Genomic DNA, 24,186 nt, shown 5'->3' with positions numbered 1-24,186 from the left:
AGCCGCCTTGAGCACCCACGTTGCCCCGATTGCCCTTGATTTTGAGGAGGGTATAGACCGCAAGACTCTCCGTCGCCTGAGGGACCGGTTTCTCGTGGTCAACCAGCAGCGCTGGGACCGTGCCCACTCGGCGTTGTCCTACCGCCAGCAGATGGTGCTGGAGGTTCTGCCGCTGGTGTTTCACCTCAATCATCCCGCCCTGCCGGGGTACCTGGATAGCGACTGCCCTTACGGGCTGAGTCACTACCAACCGTCAGATGCGACGATTAACGCGGCGAGGCGACTGGCCCGCACCTTCTCGTTGAAGGATGAAGGCAAGCGCAAGCCGGATCTGGATGCCATGTTCCTGATGGGAAGTCCGGGCACTTTAGGACATTCCGTGGCCAGTGATCTTGATGTCTGGCTCTGCCATCGCAACGATTTGCCGGAGCGGGGTATACACTGTCTTGAGCGCAAGGCGGAGAAGCTGGCCCGGTGGGCCGAATCCTTCGGCGTGGAGCTCCATGTGTTTGTGTTCTGTGCAGCGGACTGGCGGGCCGGGCGACAGCGGGCAGAGGTGACGGGGGAGAACTGTGGCAGTGCCCAGCACTTCCTGTTGCTCGATGAGTTCTACCGGACCAGCATCCACCTGGGTGGTGCGTGGCCGATGTGGTGGTTGATACCAGCCGAGCAGGAAGCCTGCTATGACCAGTGCATGCGAAAGCTGGTGGATTGCCGGTTTGTACGGGCCGATGAGTACATCGATTTCGGCCCGGTCCCTTCGATACCGGAAGCAGAATTTCTGGGCGCCGGGGTCTGGCAGCTTTACAAGGGCATTGATTCCCCCTGGAAGTCCATTCTCAAGCTGCTGCTGATCGAATGCTACGCCCGTACGGCCGGGCAGGCGTTGCTATCCAGCGAGTTCAAACGGGCCGTCTTCAGGGGTGAAACCGACGCTGACACTCTGGACCCCTATGTCATGCTTTATGACCGACTGGAAAGCTGGCTCTCCGGGCCGGAGGTGGCGTCACGGCTTGACCTGGTTCGCCGCAGCCTGTACCTGAAAGCCGGCCTGCCACTGACCCGTTCTGAGGTGTCCTCGGAGCAGTGGCGGGCCCATCTGCTGAGGCAGCTGGTGGAACGCTGGGGCTGGCCAGAGAGTACACTGGCAGAGCTGGATGAGCGCCAGCGCTGGCGGGCTGAGGACGTCACCACCCTGCGCCGTACGATCGTGAATGAGCTTACCCACAGCTACCGCCTGCTCTCGAAAATGGCCAGAGAACACGGCCAGCGGGCCGCTATCAGTGACAGCGATATCAACCTGTTGGGTCGCAAGCTGTACGCAGCATTTCAGCGCAAGGCCGGCAAGATCGAACAAATCAATCCGGGCCTGGCGCCGTCGCTGGTGGAGGAGAATCTCGCCTTTCACCACCAGTCGGAGCAGGGTGGCGACGGGGAAGGCTGGTTGCTTTACCGGGACCTGGAAGATCCGGCCGATGCCTTCTGGCAGCCGGTTATCCGACGCTCTGGTAATCTGGCCGAGCTGATGGTCTGGTGTTACTGCAACGGCCTGCTGACCCGCTCGACCCGGCTGAATGTTCGCGCGGGGACGAGCATTGCTTCGGTGAGCGAATTGCGGGAAATTCTGGATGCCCTTTCCGGGTTCCTGCCATTCCCGATTGCGCCTGCGCCACGGGAGAGCCTGTCCCGGGGTGTCCGGCCCCTGAGAAATCTGTTGCTGGTCAATGTCGGCGTGGACCCACAGGCTCATCTCACCGACAAGGGGCTTCACAAGCTCAGCGCCCGGCACGATTCCCTCGGATTCAGTGGTGGCCGGGAAAACCTGGTTATCAGTATCGATCAGATCACCTTCAACAGCTGGCACGAAGTCAGCCTCCAGCACTACGCTGCGGGTGACACGTTGATCCAGTGCCTGAAAAACGTTCTGGCGTCGGTGGCTGCCAACCCATCCGAACTGCCCGGTATCCAGGTGCACTGCCATAACCTGGGGCACGGCTCGGCTATTGCCCGCCGGGTTCAGGAGTTGTTTGCCGATGTCCTCAGGCCCTTCTTCGCCGGCGGTGCAGGTCCCCACCCGTTGCGCTACGTCATCGAAATGGATCGCCGTTATTTCCTGCTGCAGTTCAATGGCCTGGAGCCGGGTTTCGTGGCGCTGGAGAGCTTTGATGCCCTGATGGAACACCTGGCGTTGCCCCAGGAGCGATATCTGCCGGTGGTATTCGATCGTTACGCACTTCAGGACGAGCCTGCCTTGCGGGCCGTTTGTCAGGCCAGTGAACCGGACAATATCCAGGTCTTTTTCAGGGTTCAGGGTGGTCAGGCGCGGCTCTGGGTCGTTGATGAGCTCGGCTCGGTGTTCAGCTGGGAGCAGGCTGTAAACAGCCGTCGGCATCTGCTGGTGCCGGTGTTGCGGTTTCTGGATAACCTGATCGAGCGGCGGCTGCTCCGCCATACCGATTCGCCCGGCGTTGTTGCCGGGGTGCAATGCTACGAGATTGTCCGGCGGGACGGAGTTTGGCGCGCAGAATACCGCCCGGAATCGGATTCGGGTGCCCCGTTGCCCGGGCTTGAGGTGCAGGCTGTCGGAATTCATGAAGGGGACAGCCGGCTGCGCTTTGATATTTTCTGTGGCGAGCAGGAATTTACCGTGCAGGAATACGGCGACCAGCTGATTCCCGCCGTGGCCCACTACATCCGTTCCCTGCGACTGAGCAGCGAGGTTTACCCAGTGTACCTGACCGATGTCCATCTGCCCCACGACATTGACCCCAGGGTCTATCAGCAGGATATCCAGACCAGCCAGTACCTGTATTACCGGTCGTTGCTCGAGGATTCCCTGAATCGGCAGCTTGCCAGAGGTCGCTGACCTCGCCGCGCGGTGTGGGTCTCAGGTATACTGCGGCCATAGTGAACTCAGGGGTAGCAGGTATGCGTGCGTGGACTCTGCCGATCATGGTGCTGGTGCTGGCGATCGCAACGAGCGGATGCGGTCAGAAAGGACCTTTGTACCGGGATAGTCAGGACATTTCGGCCAAGGCTGCGGCCGAGGCATCCGATAAAGATAATCGCGACTAACGCTCCATTCGTTCCGCCCCGTTAAACGAATCAGGAAACTCATGGATCATTTCAACTATCGCAACGGCGAACTTTACGCCGAGGACGTGCCTGTCTCTGTCATAGCCGAGCGCTTTGGCACGCCAGCGTACGTCTATTCCCGGGCGACCCTTGAACGCCACTATCGCGCCTACGATGAAGCTCTCAAAGACCATCCACATCTGGTGTGCTATGCGGTAAAAGCCAACAGCAACCTGGCCGTGCTGAACGTTCTGGCCCGGCTGGGCGCCGGTTTTGATATTGTTTCGGCGGGCGAGCTGGAGCGGGTGCTGCGGGCCGGCGGCGACCCGGCAAGGGTGGTGTTTTCCGGCGTTGGCAAGCAGGAATGGGAAATGAGGCGGGCACTTGAGGTAGGCGTGCGCTGTTTCAATGTTGAGTCCGATACCGAGCTGGACCGGCTGAATGCCGTGGCCGGCGAGCTTGGCGTCAAGGCGCCAGTCTCCCTGCGGGTGAACCCGGATGTTGACGCCGGTACCCATCCCTACATTTCCACGGGTCTGAAAGAGAACAAGTTCGGGATCGACATTGCTGAAGCGCCGGACGTTTACACCCGAGCTTCGAGCCTTCCGAACCTGGAGATCAAGGGCGTGGATTGCCACATTGGCTCCCAGCTGACCACCGTGTCTCCGTTCCTGGATGCCCTGGACCGGGTGCTGGCACTGATCGACACCCTGGCTGGCCGCGGCATTCGTATCCATCACCTGGATATGGGGGGCGGTCTTGGCGTTACTTACAATCAGGAGCAGCCTCCGCAGCCCTCGGATTATGTCCGGGCGCTGGCCGAGCGTCTGGGTGACCGGAAGCTGGAGCTGATCCTTGAACCCGGGCGTTCCATTGCCGCCAATGCCGGCATTCTGGTTACCCGGGTGGAGTTCCTGAAGTGCACGGAGCACCGGAACTTCGCCATCATCGATGCTGCCATGAATGATCTGATCCGCCCTGCTCTTTACAGTGCCTGGCAGGCGATCATCCCGGTCACGCCGCATCAGGACGGTGAGGAAAAAGCCTGGGATCTGGTTGGGCCAGTCTGCGAAACCGGGGACTTTCTGGGTAAGGACCGTCACCTTCGCCTTCAGGCCGGGGATCTGCTGGCGGTGCGTTCTGCCGGCGCCTATGGCTTTGTCATGAGCTCCAACTACAACACCCGCAATCGGCCCCCGGAACTGATGGTCGATGGCGAGCAGGTGCATGTAGTCCGTCGCCGCGAAACCCTTGAAGACCAGCTCGCGCCCGAGAGCTGCCTTCCGGAATGAGCGGGGGCGAGGAAATGAATCAGCAGCGCCGTAGCCAGGGCCCCTTACTTCGATTCACCAAGATGCACGGGCTGGGCAACGATTTCATGGTGGTGGATGCCATCAGTCAGCCTTTCCGCCTGCGCCCGGACATGATCCGGGACCTGGCCAACCGGAATTTCGGCATCGGGTTTGACCAGCTACTGGTTGTGGAACCGCCGGGATTGCCCGACGTGGACTTCCGTTACCGCATTTTTAATGCAGACGGTACCGAGGTGGAACAGTGCGGCAATGGCGCCCGTTGTTTCGCCCGGTTTGTCCGCGACCAGCGTCTGACCAACAAAAAAGTGATACGGGTCCAGACCGCCAAGGGTGTGATCGAACTGCGCGTTGGTCGGGATGGCATGGTCATGGTCAATATGGGCGTGCCCGAGCTGAATCCGCCGGCTATTCCGTTTGCCGCGGATCGCCGCAAGGACGTCTACACCGTGGATGTGGATGGGCAAACCGTGGAGCTCAGTGCGGTGTCTATGGGCAACCCTCATGGCGTGCTGGTGGTGGATGACGTAGACACAGCGCCCGTGGGTACTCTGGGACCAAAGCTGGAGCGGCACCCCCGTTTCCCGGCCCGGGCCAACATCGGCTTTCTGCAGATACTGGATCGCAGCCACGCCCGCCTCCGGGTGTTCGAGCGAGGTGCCGGCGAAACCCTGGCCTGCGGCAGCGGAGCCTGTGCCGCAGTTGTCGCTGGCTGTTTGCGGGGCCTGCTGGATCACCGGGTCGAAGTGGAGTTGCGCGGCGGCAAGCTGGTCATTGAATGGCAGGGTGAAGGGACCCCTGTTATGATGGAAGGGCCTGCAACCAGCGTTTTTGAAGGGCAGTTAAGGCTGCCGGGTGATTCTGGCAGTCGCCGCCGAAAGGGCAGTGGCCGCCCCCACAAACAACGATCCTGACAGCCAGGAGTACACCATGACAGAACAAACGGCCCGCCAGAAGGCCGGTGACCTCACCCGGGAAGACGTGGCGGAGTACTTGCGAGCCAACCCCGATTTTTTTGTCGACCAGGACGAACTGCTGCGCAGTCTGACCCTGCCGCACGACAGCGGTCGCGCCATTTCCCTGGTCGAGCGCCAGGTACACCTGTTCCGTGAACAGCGCGATACGCTGCGCAGGGAGCTGGTGGAGCTGGTGTCCATTGCCCGCCACAACGATCGCCTGTTTGAAAAGAGCAAGCGGCTGTTGATGCAGGTGATTGAAGCCCGGACCCTCAACGATATGGCCTCGGCCATTGATGACAGCATCCGTGGCGATTTCGGCCTCGACGCTGCCTCGGTGCTCCTGTTTACCGACGCTGAACTACCGGAGGCCTCCCAGGGTGCCCTCCATGTGGTGAGTCCGGCCGTGGCTCGTGAACGGTTGGGCAGCCTGCTCGAAGGCGAACGGGCGATATGTGGTCAGTTCCGAGAGAGCGAACGGGAGTTCCTGTTCCCGGATCGGGAGGAGGCGATTGCTTCTGTCGCCCTGGTGCCCTTGCGTCTTGATGAACTGGTGGGCGTATTTGCCGTTGGTAGCTGCCAGCCGGGTTATTTTGACCAGAGCATGGGCTCGCTGTTTCTCAGTTACATCAGCGACACCCTGAGCCGGCTTCTGCCGCCCATGGTTCAGCGCCATACCATGGCCGCCCCGGTTACTGACATGGCGACGGAGTCGCGCTGAGGTGCCAGAGATTCCGGCGTCGTCGGTGGTGCCCGATGATCTGTGCGGGCCTTTAACCGATTTCATCCGGCACCTGGCTTCCGAGAAGCGTCATTCACCCAGAACCTGCGACAGCTACCAGCGGGACCTCTTGCGTCTCGCCCGGTGGGTGGCCGTTAGTGGATTACCTGCCTGGCAACGTGTTACCAACCATGATCTTCGCCGCTATGTGGCCACTCTCAGCAGGGAAGGCCTTTCGGGCCGCAGTATTGCCCGGCATCTTTCGGCAACCCGCCGTTTTTACCAGTTTCTGCTCAGGGAAAAGCTGGCGTCCGATAACCCGGCCCTGGACATCCGCGCGCCGAAGAGTGGCCGGCACCTGCCCCGGGTGGCCGACGTCGACCAGCTGAGTCACCTGTTGGACAGCCAGCCCGACGACCCCCTGGAAGTTCGTGATCTGTGCATGTTTGAGCTGATGTATTCCTCCGGGCTGCGGCTGGCGGAACTGGCGAGCCTGGACCTGGATACCGTTGACCTCCGAAGTGGCGAGGTCCGGGTGCTGGGCAAGGGTGGTAAAGAGCGGCTGTTGCCTGTCGGAAAAAAAGCGGTGGAGGCGATCCAGGCCTGGCTGCCTCAGAGAACGGGGCTGGCCAGTGAAGGTGAATCAGCTCTGTTTGTCAGCCAGCGCGGAGAGCGGCTCAGTCACCGGAGCGTTCAGGCCCGGCTGAGTCGCTGGGGCATCACCAGGGGCGCTGACCAGAAACTTCATCCCCACCTTTTGCGACACTCCTTTGCCAGCCACATGCTCGAATCCAGCGGCGACCTTCGCGCCGTACAGGAATTGCTGGGCCACGCCGACATCGCCACGACCCAAGTCTATACTCACCTTGATTTTCAACATTTGGCCCGGGTTTATGACCAGAGTCATCCCAGAGCACGCCGGGATAAGTACCATGGTAGAAACAAAGATGAAAATTCCTCCGGCCAGTAACCGGCATGCGGGTCTTTTCCAATCAGAAACCGTACAGCAAGGATAAACGGGAGCGATCAATGGCATCGGATCAGTCCTGGAAGGAGAAATACCTTCAGGAACTCGAATCTGCAGATAACCGGGAAAAGCAGTGGAAGGCAGAGCGTAATACCCTTGAGCGTATGCTGGTGCGCACCAGCCTCGCATCCGAGGGTCAGACTCCGGAGCTTGATCGGTTGCTGGTCCGTATCCGGAAGGACCTCCGGAAAAGCAGGGTGGATGTGGATGCCTGGAAGGAACTGCAGGACCAGATTGACCGCCAGGTAGCCCTGCTGGATGAACACCAGGCCTCCGGTGACAAGAAGCGTTCGTTTTTCTCCCGCAAAGAACGGGAGCCAGAGCCAAAGAACGGGCAAGAGCCGATACCAAAGCCTGAAACCGCCTCAGAAGCAGATAATACGCCGGGCAATGACCAGGATATTGAAGACAATGCCCAGCGGCTGCGTATTGCCCGCCGGGTTGGCCAGCTGCTGGGCCAGATGCTTGCTCAGGTGTCCCTGGAGCCGGTCGCCGAGGCACGGGCCAGAGCCCTTCAGCAATCCCTGTTGGCAAGTAATGACTGGGACGAGCTGCGGGAGGGCCTGAACCATGTGGCGGAACTGGTCATTGCCGCGGTTACCCGGAGCAAACGTGAGTTCGAAGCCTTTCTAAAGCGTCTGGATGAGCGACTAGAGATCTTGCGGGAACATTTCTCGGCCCAGTCCTCGGCCCAGTCCGGTCGCCTGGACGCGTCAGAAAATCTCGACCGGGAGATCCGCGAGGAGATCGAGCGGGTCGGGCTGCATTTGGAGGCCAGTGACAACCTCGAGGACCTGAAGAACTCTGTCAGCCGGCATCTGGCATCCATAGGTCAGGCGGTTGGCCGGTTCCGTACCCAGGAGTCAGAGCGTGAACGGGTGCTGTCCGAGCAGCTTGAAGCGATGCACGAAAAAGTGGCTGCCATGGAGGCCCATTCCGAACAGATGCAGGAACAGGTCCGCAAGGAGCGTCTGCGCGCCATGACCGATCTGCTCACGGAACTGCCCAACCGGGAGGCCTGGCAGGAGCGGCTGGCTTTCGAATACAACCGCTGGCAGCGCTACAGCCACCCGCTGACCGTCGGTGTTCTCGATATTGACCTGTTCAAACGGGTCAACGATTCCTATGGCCACAAGGCCGGGGATCGGGTGTTGCAGTTGGTCGCGAGGGAGTTCAGGGAGCGGTTGCGCACCACCGATTTTGTGGCCCGCTTCGGGGGTGAGGAGTTCGTGGTGCTGTTTCCGGAAACCGGGCCGGCGGATGCCCGGACTGTTGTCGACAAGCTGCGGGAGCACGTAAGCAAGCTGCCGTTTCATTTTCGTGGCGAGCCGGTCACCGTTACTTTCTCAGCGGGGCTGGCGGGCTTTGTTCCAGGGGACACTGAAGAATCAGTGTTTGACCGGGCAGACCGCGCCCTGTATCAGGCCAAGGGCGCGGGCCGCGACCGCGTTATCACAAGTGCGGAAGAGGCTCCCTAGTGACGCATTTGCGCGTCCAGCTCATCAATGACCTCCGCCCAGTCACTGTCTTCTTCCAGCCCTTCTTCAAGGAAGTGGGACTGGCTCTCTGACCAGAAGGGTGCGTCCTGGATCGCAACCTCGCTTGAAAGGGGCGAGTACCTGGCCACAAAATCCTCGATGTCTTTGGCGCCGGAAGGCAGACCAAGTTGCTCGAACAGAGTACTGAGGTTGTGTTTGCTGGTGTCCATGTACATTCATCTCCTGTTGGCGGTTCGCCTGAATGAAATCGCTGGCGATTGCAGGTATTGTTCCCTGAAATGTAGCGGAACCCTTGAGGATATCCAGTGAAGGTTAGCCTTCCCCTTTTACTATGCTGCCTGCTGGCACTGTTTCAATCCCCTGCCTGGGCAGACCCGCCGCAAACGTCGCCAGCGCCGGTGCTTGGCAAGCAGGAGCTGAACTGGCTGGCAGACCAGAAGCGCTTCCGGATAGGCCTTCGCAGTGATCAGGTGCCACTGGTTTTTGATACCGGCGAAGGCGCTCTGGCCGGAATATATGTCGATTATCTGGCCCGGTTATCGGAAAAGCTGGATGTCGCCATCGAACCCGTGATCCTTCAGTCGGAGAAAAACCGTGGCCCGGTTCAGCGCGAATCGGAGACCGACGCTATTCTGACCACCCGGATGCCGGGTATGCCTGTGGTGCCCGGTAAACGATTCACCGATCCGCTGATGTCCCTGACCTACGGCCTTTTTGTCAGTGCTGGTGATGCCGCCATTCGAGCTCTGACGGATCTGGAAGGCAGCCGGATTGCTGTTATCGACGGTGACCCGAACCAATACCCCATCCTCGACCCGGTGGAGGCGTTCACACCGGTTCCGGTGGCCAGTGTCAGTGAAGCCGTGGGGCATGTCCTCTCTGGCAAGGCCGAAGCGTTTCTGGCGCCGGTGCCGGTGGTCTCGGATTACCTGCAGTCGGCGATGGTGAACGGCATTGGTCTATCGGATTTGCTTGATGACAACCCGGTGGATGTGGTGTTGCAGGTGGATGCCGGCAACGATCGTCTTTTTCAGGTGCTGAACAAGGCTGTTTCAGCTATCAGCCACAACGAACACCGGGTGATTCGCCAGTCCTGGCTGCAATCGGGGCAACCTGTGCTGGAGCGAACCGGCATTGAGCTATCGGCTTCCGACCTTGACTGGCTTAAGCGCCACCCCGATCTCCAAGTGGCCTTCCGCTCGGATTGGCCGCCGTTTGAATATTCCCAGGATGGCCGGCCGACAGGCCTGGTTCCGGATCTGCTGACCCGTCTCGAAGAGCAGCTGAACATTCGGTTCAGCCGTACGGTGGCCGGGAGCCGGATGGACGCCGAAGACCAGCTCCGGTCCGGCGAGGTCGATATACTTCCAGGATTGTCCCGTACGCCGCGCACAGAAGACGATTTTCTGTTTACCCGGGCCTACCTGACTGTGCCCATAGCCCTCGCTATCCGGGATGACGGGCGCTTTATCGGAGATCTCCGGGAGCTTCGCACTGAACGGGTGGGGGTGGTGAATCGGCACGCGGCCCACGACTATCTGCTGATCAATCATCCCAATCTGGACCTTTACCCGGTGGCCACTGTAGAGGAGGGGCTTCTGGCACTCTCCAATGGTGATCTGGACGTGATGGTGACCCACATTCCGGCCGTCAGCTACACCGTTGCCCGGCTGGGGTTGTCGAACCTCAGAATCACCAGTATCACCCCCTACCAGTACGATCTCAGGCTAGCGGTGCGTAAAGACAATCCGGAGCTGCAGCGGGTGCTGAACAAGGCCCTGGGTAGCCTCGAGGCAAGTGAGACTGAGTCAATCTACAACCGCTGGATTCATCTCGATATTGAGCAGGAAGCCGACTACACAGTGGTGCGCCGGGTGGTGCTCATTGCCATCGTCGTCGTTCTTATTTTTCTGTACTGGAACCGGAAACTGTCCCGGGAAGTGGACGAACGGATCCGTTCGGAAAATGCCCTTCGCCGCAGCGAGGACGAGTTGCGGGCTGCCAAACTTGAAGCCGAACGCCTCGCCCGGGAGGCAGAGGCCGCCAGCCTCGCCAAAAGCGAGTTCCTGGCAAACATGTCCCACGAGATACGGACACCGATGAACGCCGTGATCGGCTACAGCGATCTACTCAGCAACAGCGTGACGGATCCTCAGCAGCGAAATTACCTGGATGCCATCCGGGCTGGAAGCCGCAGCCTGCTAATGCTGATTAACGACATTCTGGATCTGTCCCGCATTGAAGCGGGGAAAATGCGGCTGGACTATTCTGCCGTGTCGGTGCGGCGACTGCTCGACGATGTCCGCCATATTTTTGATCTCCGGGCCCGGGAGCAGGGCATCACCCTGGAAGTGAGTGTTGATTCCAAGATGCCGGCGGCCATGATGCTGGACGAAACCCGCCTGAGGCAGGTTCTGTTCAATCTGGTAGGCAATGCCATCAAATTCACCCATGACGGTGGCGTTACTGTCCGCGCTACAGCGAAGCCCCTGAAGGCCCGGGGAAAGGATGAAAGCCCGGGCCCCGGGGCGCCGGAACGCCAGTTCTACAAGCTGGTGGTGACCGTTAAGGATACCGGTATTGGTATCGCGCAGGATCAGCTTGACCGGATTTTTGATGCCTTCGAGCAGCAGGAGGGGCAGAACACCCGGCGCTATGGTGGTACCGGCCTCGGCCTGGCAATCAGCCGAAAGCTGGCCCGGATGATGGGCGGAGAGCTGGAAGTTGAGAGTGAGTCAGGAACCGGCTCGGTGTTCACTGTGACCTTGCCGCGAGTTGAGGCGACCGTGGAACAGGCGGAAGACGAGGGCGCCCCGAAAGAATCGGATCGGCTGCTGGCCCAGACACTCAGCATGCAGGAGCGGGGCTGGCTGAGAGAACAGCTGGCTGCAGATTTTGGTGACGAGTGGGAAACAGTCAGGGAAAGCGGAGATCCGGAACAGATGAAAGATTTTGCCCGGCGGGTGCTGGCGTGGGGCCAACGATTCCGGTCCCGTTCGGTGACCGGTTACGGGGAAAAACTGCTTGCCGATGTGGAAGCATTCAACCTTGACGCCGTCAACAGTGCTCTCGAGGCGTTTCCGAAACTGCTGGGCCGCGAAGACTGATCAACCCGGCCCCGGTATTACAGACAGTCAAACTGGGAGCGGCGATCGAAAGCGACTGATACCATGTCGTAACCGGAATCCGACAGATGCCGAATCAGTTCGCGGTCTTTCAACAGCGCCATGCAGACTTTGTGAACACTGGCCTGAAGCTGTTCTGAGGGTAGCTGGCTGGAGGCCAGGCGAAAATCTACAATGAGGTATTTGCGCTCGACCGGGGCGCTGGCCGGGATTTCCTCCCGCTCAACGCTTTCGTAACCGATGTAGGTTGCCTGGGCTTGTGGAAAAACCTGGCTCATCAGTACGTCGAGGTTTTCACCATGGGCAAGCGGTGCCGAGAACAGAAATGTTGCGGCAGCGATGCGTAGTGATTGTGTGATCGTCATTGGAGACCACTCCCTGGTGATATTCCGGTTAATCTGTAACCAATTGTAAAGTTTGGTTACCGTGGATTATTGCAGAGTCTGTCGCATTTTGCGCGATATGTGACATTAATTTTTCAATTGTTTGCAGTCTGGACACAGTGGCAGCATGGTTCGCGGACTCCCGCTCCCGGAGCGCCGCGCGATCAACTATGATGTAAGTAAAGACGGACGTTAAAGAGGAAGACGCATGTTTCAGCTTGTCTTTAAAGGGGAATGCGTTCCCGGAACCGATCTGGAAGCTGCGCGCAACAATGCCCGCTCCTTGTTCAAGGCTTCGCTCGAGCAGGTCGACCGCATGTTCAGCGGTCAGCCGGTGGTTATACGCAACAAGCTGGAAGAGGTGCAGGCCGAAAAGTACCGTGCTGTGCTGAAAAAACACGGCATGGTGGCATACGTTCAGCCCATGGCCAATGCCCGGCCCGCCGCAAGCCCGCCGCCGAAGCCGGAGGCGCCGGCAGGGCAGGCGAGTCAGCAACCGGCTGCGCCGGCCGTTTCCGCTCCTGCCCCAGAGAAGAAGGGCACGATTCCTCAAACCGAGCCTGGTGACCGGCTGCCGGTGGCGGGTGAAAAGGTGGACGACATTCTCTCTGGCTCCGGCCTGAGCCTGGACCCGGTTGGGGTCACCCTGGCAGAGCAATCGGAGGTAGAGCCACCGATGTTCCAGCACCTGGATGAATGGAGCCTGGCACCGGCTGGCAGTGATCTTGGCGTTGAGCGCAACCTTCCTCCCCCGGTGGTGCCGGATGTGTCCCATCTGTCGCTGGCGGACGACGATTCCTCTGACAGAAAATGATGCCACTGTGAGTTTGCAATACCTCGGGGCGCGGCAAGTGCCATGGCTGCTGACCGCGCTCCTGTTGTTTCTTCCACCCGTGGCCCTGGCTGAAGAACGGCCCCGTGTAGGTCTGGTTCTCAGTGGCGGTGGCGCCAAGGGCATGGCCCATGTTGGCGTTCTGCGGGTTCTGGAAGAAATGCGGATTCCGGTTGATCTTGTGGTTGGCACCAGTGCCGGTTCTGCTGTTGGAGCCCTCTACGCCAGCGGTATGCCGGTCACTGAGATTGAACGTCGTTTTATGCGGTTGGACTGGCTCTCCAGCTTCCGGGATGACCCTGGCCGGGCCTACAAGCCGGTGCGCCGAAAGCGGGACGATTGGCGGTTTCCGGTGGTTCCCGGCATCGGGGTCCGCGCCGATGGGCTGCATGTCGGTGGCGGGCTTATCGCCGGCCAGAACCTGGGGCTCATCCTCAACGAGCTGACCCGAAACGCCGCCCTGGTTGAGGATTTCGACCGACTTCCGATTCCCTTTCGCGCTGTTGCCACGGATCTTGAGAGCGGTGAGCAGGTGATCATCGACAAGGGCAACCTGTCGGAAGCTATTCGTGCCAGCATGAGTATTCCCGGTGTTTACGCGCCCGTTGAATGGCAGGGCCGGCTGTTGGTGGATGGTGGCGTGGCCAATAACCTGCCGGTCAGTGTCGCCCGGGATCTGGGCGCCGACATTGTTATTGCGGTTGATATTACCGACAACCTGATGGAAACGGATGAACTGCGGGAGGCCTTCTCCGTGGTTGGCCAGCTCACTACCATCATGACCCGACGAAATACCGATCAGCAGCTGGAGTTAATAAAGGACAGGGATGTTTTGATACGTCCCGACCTGGAAGGCTACACCTCCGCTGATTTCTACGATGCTCCAATCCTGTTTGAGCTCGGTGCCAGCACCGCCCGGGAGCACGGTGTCGAGCTTCGTCCGCTTTCGGTGTCGCGGGCAGACTGGAATGCCTGGCGAGCGAGGGTTGGCGTGCGGGCATCTGAGTCTGAACCGGTTGCCCGGATAGAGATCGAGGACAGTCGACGGCTTGCCAGCGACTTTCTGAAAGAGCGAATCCGGCAGAAGCCCGGGGAGCCGTTGGATACCGAGAAGCTCGAGGTAGATCTCAAGCGCATTTATGGCTTGGGCTACTACGAGATTGTGTCCTATTCCACGTCCCGCTCCCCGGAAGGTACGATCCTGACCATACGGGTTCAGGAAAAGAGTTGGGGGCCGAATTACCTGTCGTTCGGTCTCAACTACGAAGATAATTTTGACGGCGAAACCCGCTTTAATATCGCGTCCTCGCTTCGTATGACCGAGCTTAACGCGCTGGGTGGTGAGTGGCAGACCGGCGTCCAGCTCGGTACCGAGCCGTGGGTCCGAAGCCAGTGGTATCAGCCGCTGGATTACGGCTATGAGCGATTCCTGGTTTTGGGCGGTGAGTATTCCCGGGACAGCCTCAGCCTCTTCGATAACACGGGAACGCGCATTGCCGAAGTAGATGTAACTTTTCGCAAGGCAGACCTTGCTCTTGGTATGGAGATCGGAGGCAATGCCGAAGTCCGTCTGACCTATTCGCGGGGCTATGCGACCGTAGATGAACAGATCGGCCAGCCGGTGGCGCCGGAGGATTCCGTGCATCAGGGTGGCATTGCACTGCAGCTGGTTCACGACTCGTTGGATGACACGTTTTTCCCGAGCACGGGCGGTTTCGCCGGGCTTCGGGGGCGCTTCGAGCGGGATGGCCTGGGTTCCGATCGCCAGTTTGACTCGGTGACCGGCATGGCGCTGGGAACGGAGAGCTGGAGGGGGCTGACCCTGACCGGGTTGTTGTATGCCCATGCGGTCACACGGGGCACGCCGGGCATCGAAAATGCCGTCCGCCTGGGCGGTTTTCGACGGTTGTCGGCCTATGCGCCGGGTGAAATTACCGGCGACAATGCCCTGATGGCCTCTGTGTATGCCAGCCAGACTTTTGGTGGGCCGCTAATGCCGTGGTTTGTCGGTATGGGGTTTGAGGCGGGGAACGCCTGGCCGTCACTGGATTCGGCGAGCTGGGCCAGCTCGGTGAAATCCTCAAGCGTATTTGCCGGGGTGGATACCTTTTTGGGCCCGGTGCAACTGGCGGCGGCTTACAACAACGCGGATAACTGGACCGCCTACCTGAATATCGGCTTCTCGTTCACCCAGCTCTTCTATTGAAACCCGTTATCCGGCCTTGCCGTTGTTATTGGCAATCGCCTCCAGAACCTGTTGGCATTGCTGCAGGGCATAGCGGTGCAGAATATTCGCCAGACGCTCCTCATCCCGGTCCTTGATGGCGCGGATGGATTCCTGCATGTGGGCCAGGTTGTCTTCAAGCACCTGGTTGCCACCCTGCTGGAAGGCTACGAAGGCACAGCGCTTCGCCGACGGCCAAAGATCGCCAATGGCGGAGACAATAAAATAGTTATCGGCATAAGCGAGCGATGCCTTGGTGTACTCGATGCCCAGTTCCAGGAAGGCCATCAGATCATTCTTTTCGAAGCAGGCTTTCATCTGTTCGTACAGCGATTCGAGCCGGGCCATGTCATCCGGTTGCCAGTTGCGGACCAGCTTGCGCCCGGTGTGGGTGAGGTAAAGTTCCAGAGTCTCATACAGGCTGCGAACGAAGTAATCGTCCAGCGGCGTGACAAACGCGCCCTTTCGGGGAACATTGCGGACCAGGTGTCGCTTTTCCAGCAACAAGAGCCCCTCTCGAATCGAACCATGACTGACATCCATCTCTTTGGCCATGGCGCCTTCGTAGATACGCTCTCCGGACCGGAGCTGGCCAAAGGCAATGAGATTTTCTATGTGGCGGGCCACCTGTTCGGTCAATGTTTCTCTGGGTTTGAACACGTTCATGATGATCTGTCGCTAATGCATACTGGCGGATTCGTGCTGGCATAGTCGCACATTCCGGCGTACCGGAGCCAGTAGCCGCGGAAGGTCAGAGCAAGGGCGCCAGCAGCCGGACCGCCCGGCAACCCAGCCGGAACAGGATGGAGCGTTCCTGGTAGTCGCTTTCGGTCATCAGGCGGGAGCTGTCCAGATCCTCCTCCAGCATGGATTCGACACTGCGGATAAAGTGGCCTGCCGTGGTGATAGCGGTAATCTCGAAATTGAGCCGCATGGACCGGTTGTCCATGTTGGACGTTCCGACGGCGGCATAGCGGTCATCCACCAAAATGACCTTCTGATGCATGAAGCCCGGTTGGTAGCGATAGATTCCGATACCCGTCTTGCAGGCCTGAACCAGGTAGGAATAGGCCGCTATCCCGATCAGGCGGCTGTCTGATTTTTCCGGGATCAGGATCCGGACATCCACGCCCCGAAGGGCTGCCAGCTGCAGGGCATTCATGATTTGGAAATCAGGCACGAAATAGGGGGAAGCAATCCACAGCCGGGTGCGGGCATTGTTGATGCAGTTCAGAAAGAACAGGGTACAGGTTTCCCAGGTGTCCGCCGGCCCCGTCGGGAGTATCAGCACCTCATCGTCCCCTGGCCGGTTCTCCACCGGGGCCCAGTCCAGGTTCGGGAAATCATTGCTGGCCCAGTTCCAGTCTTCCAGCCAGGCCAGCTGCAGACCAATGACCGCCGGGCCTTCTATGCGGCAGTGGGTGTCCCGCCAGGGCTCCTGGTCCATGGCAGTGCCAAGGTATTCATCTCCCAGGTTGATGCCACCGACAAATCCGATTCTGCCGTCGCAGACCAGTAACTTCCGGTGATTGCGGAAATTGATCTGGAACCGCCGCCTACGAATATTGCCATCGCCGAATGACGCCACCCGGGCGCCGGCTGCAGCGAGCTGGTTGAGGTAGGTTCGTGGCAGCCAGACGCTGCCGACATTGTCGTACAGAAACCAGACCTCAACGCCCTGGGCCAGCTTGCGTTCGAGGATGGACTTTATCTGGCGGCCGACCCGGTCTGAGCGGATGATGTAGAACTCCAGGAGGATATAGCTGGTGGCATCCTCCATGGCTTCAAACAGAGCGTCAAAGGTGGCCTCCCCGTCCCGCAGAAGGGTGCACCGGTTGCCATCGGTAAATGGCTGTCGGCCCAGCCTGCACAAGACCTGAAGCTCGTCAGTGAAGCGGTCGTTGGCCAGTGGAGCTATAGACGTTGTCTGTTGCTCAAACCGGTTCAGCAGGTCGGTCAGGGATTCGTCGCCCAGCCGCCGGGCCTTGACGTAGCCACCGAACCGGTATCGCCCGAAAAGCACAAACATGGGTACGGCAAGATAGGGCAGGCCGAGCAGGCCAATGATCCAGGCGATAGCACCCTGGGTTGTGCGATAGGTCAGCAGAATGCGGTAGATACAGGCCAATGCGCCGAGGTAGATCAGGCCTACCGCAATGGCAACCAGCGGCAGCTCGTCCATCAGTGCCCCCTGTTGCCGGCAATCGGCGCATTTTCGTCTGTTTCCGGTGGAGCAAGATGCTTTGCCCGGTATTCAGCGGGGGATGTACCGGTCCAGCGCTTGAATGCGCGGCTGAAAGCGCTGAGTTCGGAGAACCCCAGTAAGAAGGCGATTTCGCCAAGGGCGTAGTGGTCGGCTGCAACGTAACGCAGAGCCTTGTCCTGGCGAACCTGCTCCACCAGTCCATGGAAACTGAGGCCTTCCTTTTTCAGTTTTCGGTAAAGAGTCTGGCGGCTCATATGGCACTGCCGGGCCAGGGTATCGGCGTCGATTTTCTCAGTCGCCATCTGCTTGGAAATCAGACGTCGAATCTTGCGCCCGAAAGTGCGGCGGGTCTGCAACCTGGCCAGCAGTGAGTTGACCTGTTGCAGCATGGCCGAATAGACATAGGGGTTGCGGCGCGGAATCGGATGCCCAAGGTGTCGGCTGTTGAAGGCCAGACGGGTCATGCCACAGTCAAACCGGATCGGGCCACCCAGGAGTTTCTCGTACTCATGGGCGTAAGCGGGCGCGGGATGGGCAATGTCCGCCCACTCGGCACGGATACCCGGATGGATGAAATGCCGGGTCCGTGTGATGGCGGCGGCGAGGGTTCTGTCCATATCCTGCCGGCAATAATGCTCGGCCAAGTCGGGTTGCCAGCAAAGTATGGCCTGGTCTCCGGTCTGCTCAACGCTCAGGAATACCGATTCATTGATCAGTCGGTGCAGGCGCACGTATTGGGTAACCGCTTCTCCCAGGGTGTCGCAATTGAAAAACACATGCCCCACCAGCCCCATCCGTTCCGGATCCACCACCTGGCCGGCATGAAGTCCGACGCCCGGGTCGCCTGTTACCTGTTCAGCATGTTCCCAGAGGCGGTAATGAGCATCGGCCGGTACCCGCCGGTCCGGATCCCTGAGTTCCGACATGCCCAGTCCGGTGAGCTGTTCAACACGGGACGGGTTCAGTACGCCCTGGCGCTCAAGGTAGTGCACCAGCGCAAGGGTGCTTGACGCCGCGACTAACGGTGCGCTGGTAGTGCCTGGCTGAGTTGATGTCACATTATCCGGCCTGATAGTTAACAACCCGTCATGATTGCTGGTACAAAATGTCAAGTGTATGCAACCGCCTGTCAACGGTTACGTTTGTTCCTAACGATAGCATTAACGTATCAGGTTGAAGCAATGGAAAGGCAATCAGGAGGTGTTTTATGGAACAGCGGATCTTCGTACCCCATACCGAGGTTGAGCGTAAAAATGTGATTGAGCTCGCCGAGTACCTGAACAGCATCTTTTATTGCTGATCTCTCAGGCGTAACGTCTATGACCTTGATGCCGGGCTTTGCCCGGCTTTTTTTCGCCTTCGGAAAATGACAGCCAACACTGGCACTTGCTCGCGAGACTGTCAGTGGTAATGTATCCGCCTTGACACCGCAGACCTATCCGGAGACTGATTACCCATGAGTGTTGCGCTGAATCACCGCATTACCGGCGAAGGCTCGCCCCTGATCCTGCTGCACGGCTTGTTCGGATCCCTGGAAAACCTTGGCGGTATCGCCCGGCGCCTTGAGGATCAGTGGCAGATCCACGCACTGGATGAGCGCAATCATGGCAGCTCTCCCCACACCGAAGTCATGGACTATCCGGCTATGGCTGAGGACGTAATTGCCTACATGGACGCTCAGGGAATAGAGAAGGCCAGCCTTCTGGGCCACTCCATGGGCGGTAAGGTGGCGATGCAGGTTGCGCTCCAGGCGCCCGAGCGGGTGGATAAACTTATCGTGGCCGATATTGCCCCGGTCAGCTACAAGCCTCGCCATGATGCCATTCTTGAGGGTCTCACCAGCATTGATCTGACCGGTGTGCGCTCCCGCCAGGACGCCGACAAGCTGATGGCAGAGTTTGTTGATACCCCGGGCGTGCGGCAATTCCTTTTGAAAAACCTGGAGCGTATTCCCCGGGAGCAGCAGGAAGAGGGAGGGCCGATGTTTCGCTGGCGACTGAACCTGCCGGTAATCGACGCCTGCTACGAGAACCTCGCCAGGGCACCGGAAGGCGAGAGGCCGTTCCCCGGCCCGGTACTGTTTCTCAAGGGTGCAGATTCCGCCTACATCCAGGAAAAGCACCGGGACGATATCCAGCGTCTGTTTCCCCAGGCCCAGTTGCGGATTATCCAGGACACCGGCCACTGGCTGCACGCCGAAAAAGCCGACACCTTTGCCGCATTGTGCCGCCGTTTCCTCAGCGCTGACAGCTGAACGGCGTCGAAGATCGGCATTTTCATGCTCACCGGCCTGTCTGCTAAGGTAAAGCAATCGCTGATATACGGAATGTACATAACAACAGGCGGGCAGAGTGTATGAAATGGCTGATGGTGGGGTTGCTGGTTGTTGTCCTGCTGCTTGGCAGTTTCCTGCTGACTCCCTCACCCGTCGACAGCAAGGCCTGGAACCCTCCCGCTCCCCCGCCCTTGACCGGGCTGCTGGTGCCGAACGAGCGCCTGCGGCTGGCAGATCTGTTGGCCCGGGGCCAGGTTTATGGCCCCGAAGACACCACGATGGGGCCCGATGGCGTGCTGTACGCTGGTAGCCAGGACGGTTTTATCGTTCGGGTGTTCCCGGATGGCCGGGTGGAAAACTGGCTGTCGACCGGTGGCCGGCCTCTGGGCATGGTGTTTGACCACCAGGGCAATCTGATCGTGGCGGATGCCTGGAAAGGTCTGCTATCTATTAGCCCCGCTGGTGAGATCACGGTACTGGCCAGGGAAGCCGAGGGTACTCCGTTCCGGTTCACGGATGATGTCGATATTGCCGATGACGGTCGTATCTATTTCACCGATGCCAGTTCCCGCTTCGAGCAGCCAGACTATCTTCTGGACCTGCTTGAAATGCGGCCCCACGGTCGTCTGCTTCGTTATTCCCGGAAGGCAGGTAAGGCCGAGGTCCTGCTGGGTAACCTTCATTTCGCCAATGGAGTTGCGGTATCTCCGGACGGCGATTCCGTGCTCGTTAACGAGACCTGGAAATACCGTATTCTGCGGTACTGGATCCGAGGCCCCAGGGCCGGGCAGGCGGAAGTGTTTGCCGACAACCTGCCGGGCTTCCCCGACAATCTGGCGGTGGATGACGAGGGTCGCTACTGGGTCGCGTTTCCGACCCTGCGCAATCCTCAGGTGGACACCATGCACCGGCACCCCTGGCTAAAGGACCTGGTGGCCAAGCTGCCGGACAGCCTGAAGCCGGCTCCCCAGGAGTACGGACTGGTCATAGCCTTTAACCGAAACGGCGAGGTCATCACCAGCCTCCACGATACCCGGGGCACGCATCTGCAGGAGATCACCTCGGTGAATCCCCATGGTGATTACCTGTACTTTGGTTCACTTCACAATGATCGCATTGGCCGGCTACCGTTTGAGGCCATTCCAGGCCTCGGAGACAATGAATAATGCCTCACACTGACATTATCTGGGACCTGCCGGATCCGTTCACCATCGACATCACCGTGCGGGACGAGGATACCGACCGGCTAGGCCACGCCAACAATGTGGTCTATGTGCGCTGGCTCGAAGATGTCAGCTGGGCGCATATTGAAAGCCTGGGTATGACCTGGTCGTTGCACGAACAGACCGGCAAGGCGATGGCCATCACCCGTACGGAAATCGACTACCTTGCCGCTGCGAACGCCGACGATCATCTGGTGCTGGGTACCTGGTTGACCGGTTACGACGGCCGGTTCCGATCGTCCCGGCAGTTCCAGCTGGTAAGGCCTTCTGATGGTAAAACCCTGGTCAGAGCCGTCTCCACCCACGCCTGTGTCGATATGAAAACCCAGCGCCCGTCCCGGGCACCAAAAGAGTTTGCCGAGATTCTCGGAGCCGCTGTTGTTACAGGAGGCAAGGAGCTGTAGGTTTCCTGGGCCCTTTTGTGCTTAACTTCTGATAGTCTGAACCAAAGCCAACCCCGTTTAACCTGTTGTCCGGAGATCTTCATGGAAACGAACGCTGATCAGAATGCCGAATCCAGGATGCGCCATGTGGTCTACGACCGATTTGGTGAGCGTGATGTGCTGCAGGTCGTTCAATCCGATGTGCCTGCGCCTGCGGAAGGGCAGGTGCTGGTCAGGGTGCATGGTGCCGGGCTTAATCCCATCGACTGGAAAACCCGCAAGGGCCTGGGCTTTGCGGCCCGGCAAATCGAAAATTCCCTGCCCTGGACCCCGGGCTATGACGTCGCCGGAGAAGTAGTGGCCGTTGGTGCTGATGTCACCACGCTGGCCCCGGGCGACCGGGTGATGGGTATGGTTGGTTTTCCCGCTGGAGGTGGCGGCTACTCGGAGTACGCGTTGGCGGCGGCAGATGAGCTCGCCATCGTGCCGGAGGAACTGGACCTGGTGACTGCAGGCGCTTTGCCACTCGCGGCGCTGACCGCCTGGCAGGCCCTGTTTGAAGTGGCCAAGCTGGAGTCTGGCCAGAAGATCCTGATCCACGCGGGTGCCGGAGGCGTGGGGCACTTTGCGGTGCAGTTCGCGCTGGAGCGGGGCGCTCATGTGATTGCCACGGCTTCTGCCGGCAACCGGGATTTCCTGGCAGAGCTTGGGGTCCATGAAGTGATCGATTACCACACCACCGATATTGGTGAAGAATGTTATGGCCTGGATGTGGTGCTGGACCTGGTTGGTGGCGACACTGGCAAGCGTTCGCTGCACACCCTGGGGGAGCATGGCGTTCTGGTGACGATTCCGACTGTTACTGCCGACGAGATTATCAGTGCTGCTGAAGAGCTGGGCTTGCGTGCCCACGGCATGACCGTTCGCCCGGATGTTTTTCACCTGGATGAAATCGCCGAGTTGATCGAAGACGGTGATGTTAAGGTCCACATTGAAAAGGCCTTCCCGCTGGAAGACGTCGCGCAGGCCCATGAGCTTCTTGAAGGTGGGCACGTGCGCGGCAAGTTGGTGTTAGATTGTCGCTGAAGGCTCCTTGGCCGCTGAAGGCGCCATACCGGCTTCTGCCCCGCCATCTTTCTCTTTGCGTTCCTTTCTGGCCTGGGGTGGTACCAGGCTGATCAGGATCCAGTCGTCTTCCGGTTTCAGGTCTTCCATGCTGCAAACCGGGGCGACGTGTTCCTTGCTGTCGAAGGTGAAAAGCACCAAAGCCTGATTCTGGTATTTTTTCAGGAAGTCCTCGTAACTGAATTCCTCACTGAGCTGGGTGGTTTTGATGGTGTAGCCCTGGCTCACCAGGCTGGCCAGTTTGGCGTAGCTGACGCCGTCAAAGAGCCCACGTGTCATCTGGATTTTTTCGGCGGTCTGATGTCGTGCTTTCTGATCCTGGTCGCCCTCGGCCAGGCTGTACACACACTTATCCCCGAACCAGTCCAGGAAGTGATAGGTGGCCAGGGAATTCATGTGTTTATAGGGCGAGATCACCAGCAACTTGCCGATTCCCGTCAGGTCCAGGTGGGTAGAGGCGTGCTCTGATACCGGATTGCCGAAGTACACCTGCAGGTTGTCCATGCGGGCCTGGCGTACGTTTTCCCAGTTGGTGTCCGCCAGGGTTACCGGCACCTCGTATTTTTTCAGCGCGCCGCCGATCATCCGGGCCACCGGATTGGCACCGAGAATCAGAAAGCCGTATTCCGCCGGCTCAGCAACCTTCAGCAGTCGAGCCACCGGTCTTGCTGTAATGCTCTGCAGGGTGACGGTAGCAATAATCAGCATGAAAATCAGCGGCACCAGAGCGCCGGCACTCTCATAGCCGAGCTTCTGAAGCTGGAAGGCGAACAGGGCAGAAACCGCTGCAGCAACAATGCCTCGGGGCGCGATCCAGCTGAGAAAAAGCTTCTCCCGCCAGTTCAGGTTGGTGCCGATGGCGGAAAGGAAGATGCTCAGGGGACGGGCGACCAGCATCAGGAGCGCCAGCACTACCACCAGGCCCCAGCCGAGTTCAGCGATGGCGGAAAACTCCACCCGGGCCGCCAGAATGATGAACAACGCCGAAATCAGCAGAACACTGAGGGATTCCTTGAATTCGAGGATGCTGTCAATCGGCACCTGCTTCATGTTGGCCATCCAGATGCCCATTACGGTGACGGTCAGCAGGCCGGACTCGTGGGCGAGTTCGTTGGAAATGGCATACACGCCGAGCATGAAGGTCAGGGTGCCGGCGTTATGGAGGTATTGGGGCATCCAGTGCTTGCGCAACACAATGCCATTGAGGTAGCCGGCAACGGCACCAATCAGAAAGCCCACCGCCAGGGTCTTGCCAAAAATGTACAGGGAGTGCCCGAACACATTGCCCTGGCCCCAGGAAACAATGCCCTCGAACACCAGAACGGCGAGCAGCGCGCCCAGGGGATCAATAATGATGCCTTCCCAGCGCAGGATGTTGGCCAGTTTTGAATCCGGCCGCACGGATCGGAGTAAGGGTGCGATCACGGTGGGGCCGGTGACAATGGAAATAGCGCCAAAAAGCAGGGCGACGGCCCAGGAAACGTCAAGGACCCAACGTGCCGCCAGAGTACCGATGATGCAGGTGACAATGGAGCCCACCGGAATCAGGTTGCGGACCATCTTGCCGTGGCCGCGTATTTCCGCAAAGCGCAGGGTCAGGCTGCCTTCAAACAGAATAATGGCGACGGCCAGTGAAATGACCGGAAACAGCAGATCGCCGAAAACGGCCTCGGGTGCCAGGAACCCCAGTACCGGCCCCGCAGCGATACCGCCCGCCAGAAGAAAAAGGATTGCCGGCATTCGGACACGCCAGGCTAGCCACTGGCACAACAATGAGATAACGCCAATGCTGGCAAGAAGCAGGACAGTGCTGACAGGCATA

20 protein-coding genes are annotated in these 24,186 nt (G+C 59.4%); 14 read left to right on the top strand and 6 right to left on the bottom strand.

What is annotated here, in order from left to right; genetic code table 11:
- Positions 1-7: 7 nt before the first annotated feature.
- The 7 genes from CLH62_RS08595 to CLH62_RS08565 all read left to right on the top strand — a co-directional run bounded on the left by CLH62_RS08595 (position 8) and on the right by CLH62_RS08565 (position 8,567).
- Positions 8-2,866: a class I adenylate cyclase gene (locus tag CLH62_RS08595; RefSeq protein ID WP_099617755.1), complete on the top strand. Its 2,859-nt coding sequence runs from the start codon at positions 8-10 to the stop codon at positions 2,864-2,866.
- A gap of 62 nt (positions 2,867-2,928) precedes the next feature.
- A complete protein-coding gene (gene lptM / locus CLH62_RS08590; protein ID WP_228152811.1) occupies positions 2,929-3,075 on the top strand; it encodes an LPS translocon maturation chaperone LptM in 147 nt (48 codons plus the stop codon).
- A gap of 41 nt (positions 3,076-3,116) precedes the next feature.
- Positions 3,117-4,367 (top strand): diaminopimelate decarboxylase, encoded by a 1,251-nt coding sequence (gene lysA, locus CLH62_RS08585; protein ID WP_099617754.1) that lies wholly within the window; start codon positions 3,117-3,119, stop codon positions 4,365-4,367.
- A gap of 14 nt (positions 4,368-4,381) precedes the next feature.
- Entirely contained in the window at positions 4,382-5,299 is a 918-nt protein-coding gene (gene dapF, locus CLH62_RS08580) for a diaminopimelate epimerase (protein WP_099618816.1), read from the top strand.
- A 16-nt stretch (positions 5,300-5,315) separates the two neighbouring features.
- Positions 5,316-6,062, top strand: a complete 747-nt coding sequence (locus tag CLH62_RS08575; protein WP_099617753.1) for a DUF484 family protein — start codon at positions 5,316-5,318, stop codon at positions 6,060-6,062.
- 40 nt (positions 6,063-6,102) lie between these two features.
- The gene (gene xerC, locus CLH62_RS08570; protein ID WP_407657780.1) at positions 6,103-7,032 is read left to right on the top strand and encodes a tyrosine recombinase XerC; all 930 of its coding nucleotides are present in this window, start codon (positions 6,103-6,105) and stop codon (positions 7,030-7,032) included.
- A gap of 59 nt (positions 7,033-7,091) precedes the next feature.
- Positions 7,092-8,567 (top strand): GGDEF domain-containing protein, encoded by a 1,476-nt coding sequence (locus CLH62_RS08565; RefSeq protein ID WP_099617752.1) that lies wholly within the window; start codon positions 7,092-7,094, stop codon positions 8,565-8,567.
- Here the strand turns inward: CLH62_RS08565 and CLH62_RS08560 are convergent.
- Positions 8,564-8,797 (bottom strand): DUF2789 domain-containing protein, encoded by a 234-nt coding sequence (locus CLH62_RS08560; RefSeq protein WP_099618814.1) that lies wholly within the window; start codon positions 8,795-8,797, stop codon positions 8,564-8,566. The genes CLH62_RS08565 and CLH62_RS08560 overlap by 4 nt on opposite strands.
- 96 nt (positions 8,798-8,893) lie before the next feature.
- Here CLH62_RS08560 and CLH62_RS08555 point away from each other — a divergent pair, with 96 nt between their 5' ends.
- Entirely contained in the window at positions 8,894-11,695 is a 2,802-nt protein-coding gene (locus CLH62_RS08555; protein ID WP_099617751.1) for an ATP-binding protein, read from the top strand.
- A gap of 17 nt (positions 11,696-11,712) precedes the next feature.
- Here CLH62_RS08555 and CLH62_RS08550 read toward each other — a convergent pair whose 3' ends face one another.
- Positions 11,713-12,078: a hypothetical protein gene (locus tag CLH62_RS08550; RefSeq protein WP_099617750.1), complete on the bottom strand. Its 366-nt coding sequence runs from the start codon at positions 12,076-12,078 to the stop codon at positions 11,713-11,715.
- Positions 12,079-12,304: 226 nt separating this feature from the next.
- On the opposite strand from CLH62_RS08550, the gene CLH62_RS08545 reads away from it, so the two are divergent.
- Both CLH62_RS08545 and CLH62_RS08540 read left to right on the top strand, forming a co-directional pair.
- Positions 12,305-12,910 carry a hypothetical protein gene (locus CLH62_RS08545; protein WP_099617749.1) on the top strand — a complete coding sequence of 202 codons (606 nt, stop codon included), beginning with the start codon at positions 12,305-12,307 and terminating at the stop codon, positions 12,908-12,910.
- Between the two features lie 142 nt (positions 12,911-13,052).
- Positions 13,053-15,134 (top strand): patatin-like phospholipase family protein, encoded by a 2,082-nt coding sequence (locus CLH62_RS08540; protein ID WP_407657779.1) that lies wholly within the window; start codon positions 13,053-13,055, stop codon positions 15,132-15,134.
- 6 nt (positions 15,135-15,140) lie between these two features.
- On the opposite strand, the gene CLH62_RS08535 is transcribed toward CLH62_RS08540, so the two are convergent.
- The 3 genes from CLH62_RS08535 to CLH62_RS08525 all read right to left on the bottom strand — a co-directional run bounded on the left by CLH62_RS08535 (position 15,141) and on the right by CLH62_RS08525 (position 18,416).
- Positions 15,141-15,818, bottom strand: a complete 678-nt coding sequence (locus tag CLH62_RS08535) for a GntR family transcriptional regulator (protein WP_099617747.1) — start codon at positions 15,816-15,818, stop codon at positions 15,141-15,143.
- An 85-nt stretch (positions 15,819-15,903) separates the two neighbouring features.
- Entirely contained in the window at positions 15,904-17,334 is a 1,431-nt protein-coding gene (cls, locus tag CLH62_RS08530) for a cardiolipin synthase (protein ID WP_099617746.1), read from the bottom strand.
- On the bottom strand, positions 17,334-18,416 hold the full coding sequence (locus tag CLH62_RS08525; RefSeq protein ID WP_099617745.1) for an AraC family transcriptional regulator: 1,083 nt from the start codon (positions 18,414-18,416) through the stop codon (positions 17,334-17,336). The genes cls and CLH62_RS08525 overlap by 1 nt, the downstream gene beginning before the upstream one ends.
- 398 nt (positions 18,417-18,814) lie before the next feature.
- Between CLH62_RS08525 and CLH62_RS08520 the strand changes: the two genes are divergently transcribed.
- The 4 genes from CLH62_RS08520 (at position 18,815) to CLH62_RS08505 (ending at position 22,325) form a co-directional block, all read left to right on the top strand.
- The gene (locus CLH62_RS08520) at positions 18,815-19,612 is read left to right on the top strand and encodes an alpha/beta fold hydrolase (protein WP_099617744.1); all 798 of its coding nucleotides are present in this window, start codon (positions 18,815-18,817) and stop codon (positions 19,610-19,612) included.
- Positions 19,613-19,713: 101 nt separating this feature from the next.
- Positions 19,714-20,799 (top strand): SMP-30/gluconolactonase/LRE family protein, encoded by a 1,086-nt coding sequence (locus CLH62_RS08515; RefSeq protein ID WP_099617743.1) that lies wholly within the window; start codon positions 19,714-19,716, stop codon positions 20,797-20,799.
- Complete coding sequence (locus tag CLH62_RS08510; protein WP_099617742.1) at positions 20,799-21,260, top strand: acyl-CoA thioesterase; 462 nt, start codon at positions 20,799-20,801, stop codon at positions 21,258-21,260. Before CLH62_RS08515 ends, CLH62_RS08510 begins: the two co-directional genes overlap by 1 nt.
- A gap of 81 nt (positions 21,261-21,341) precedes the next feature.
- A complete protein-coding gene (locus CLH62_RS08505) occupies positions 21,342-22,325 on the top strand; it encodes an NADP-dependent oxidoreductase (RefSeq protein WP_099617741.1) in 984 nt (327 codons plus the stop codon).
- Here CLH62_RS08505 and CLH62_RS08500 read toward each other — a convergent pair.
- Positions 22,311-24,185 (bottom strand): cation:proton antiporter, encoded by a 1,875-nt coding sequence (locus CLH62_RS08500; protein ID WP_099617740.1) that lies wholly within the window; start codon positions 24,183-24,185, stop codon positions 22,311-22,313. The two genes, CLH62_RS08505 and CLH62_RS08500, sit on opposite strands and share 15 nt — an antisense overlap.
- Position 24,186: the final 1 nt, after the last annotated feature.

It is taken from the genome of Marinobacter guineae, assembly GCF_002744735.1.
Lineage (GTDB): Bacteria > Pseudomonadota > Gammaproteobacteria > Pseudomonadales > Oleiphilaceae > Marinobacter > Marinobacter guineae.
Note: the sequence above shows the minus strand (reverse complement) of the source record. Positions and strands in the feature narration are given on the sequence as shown.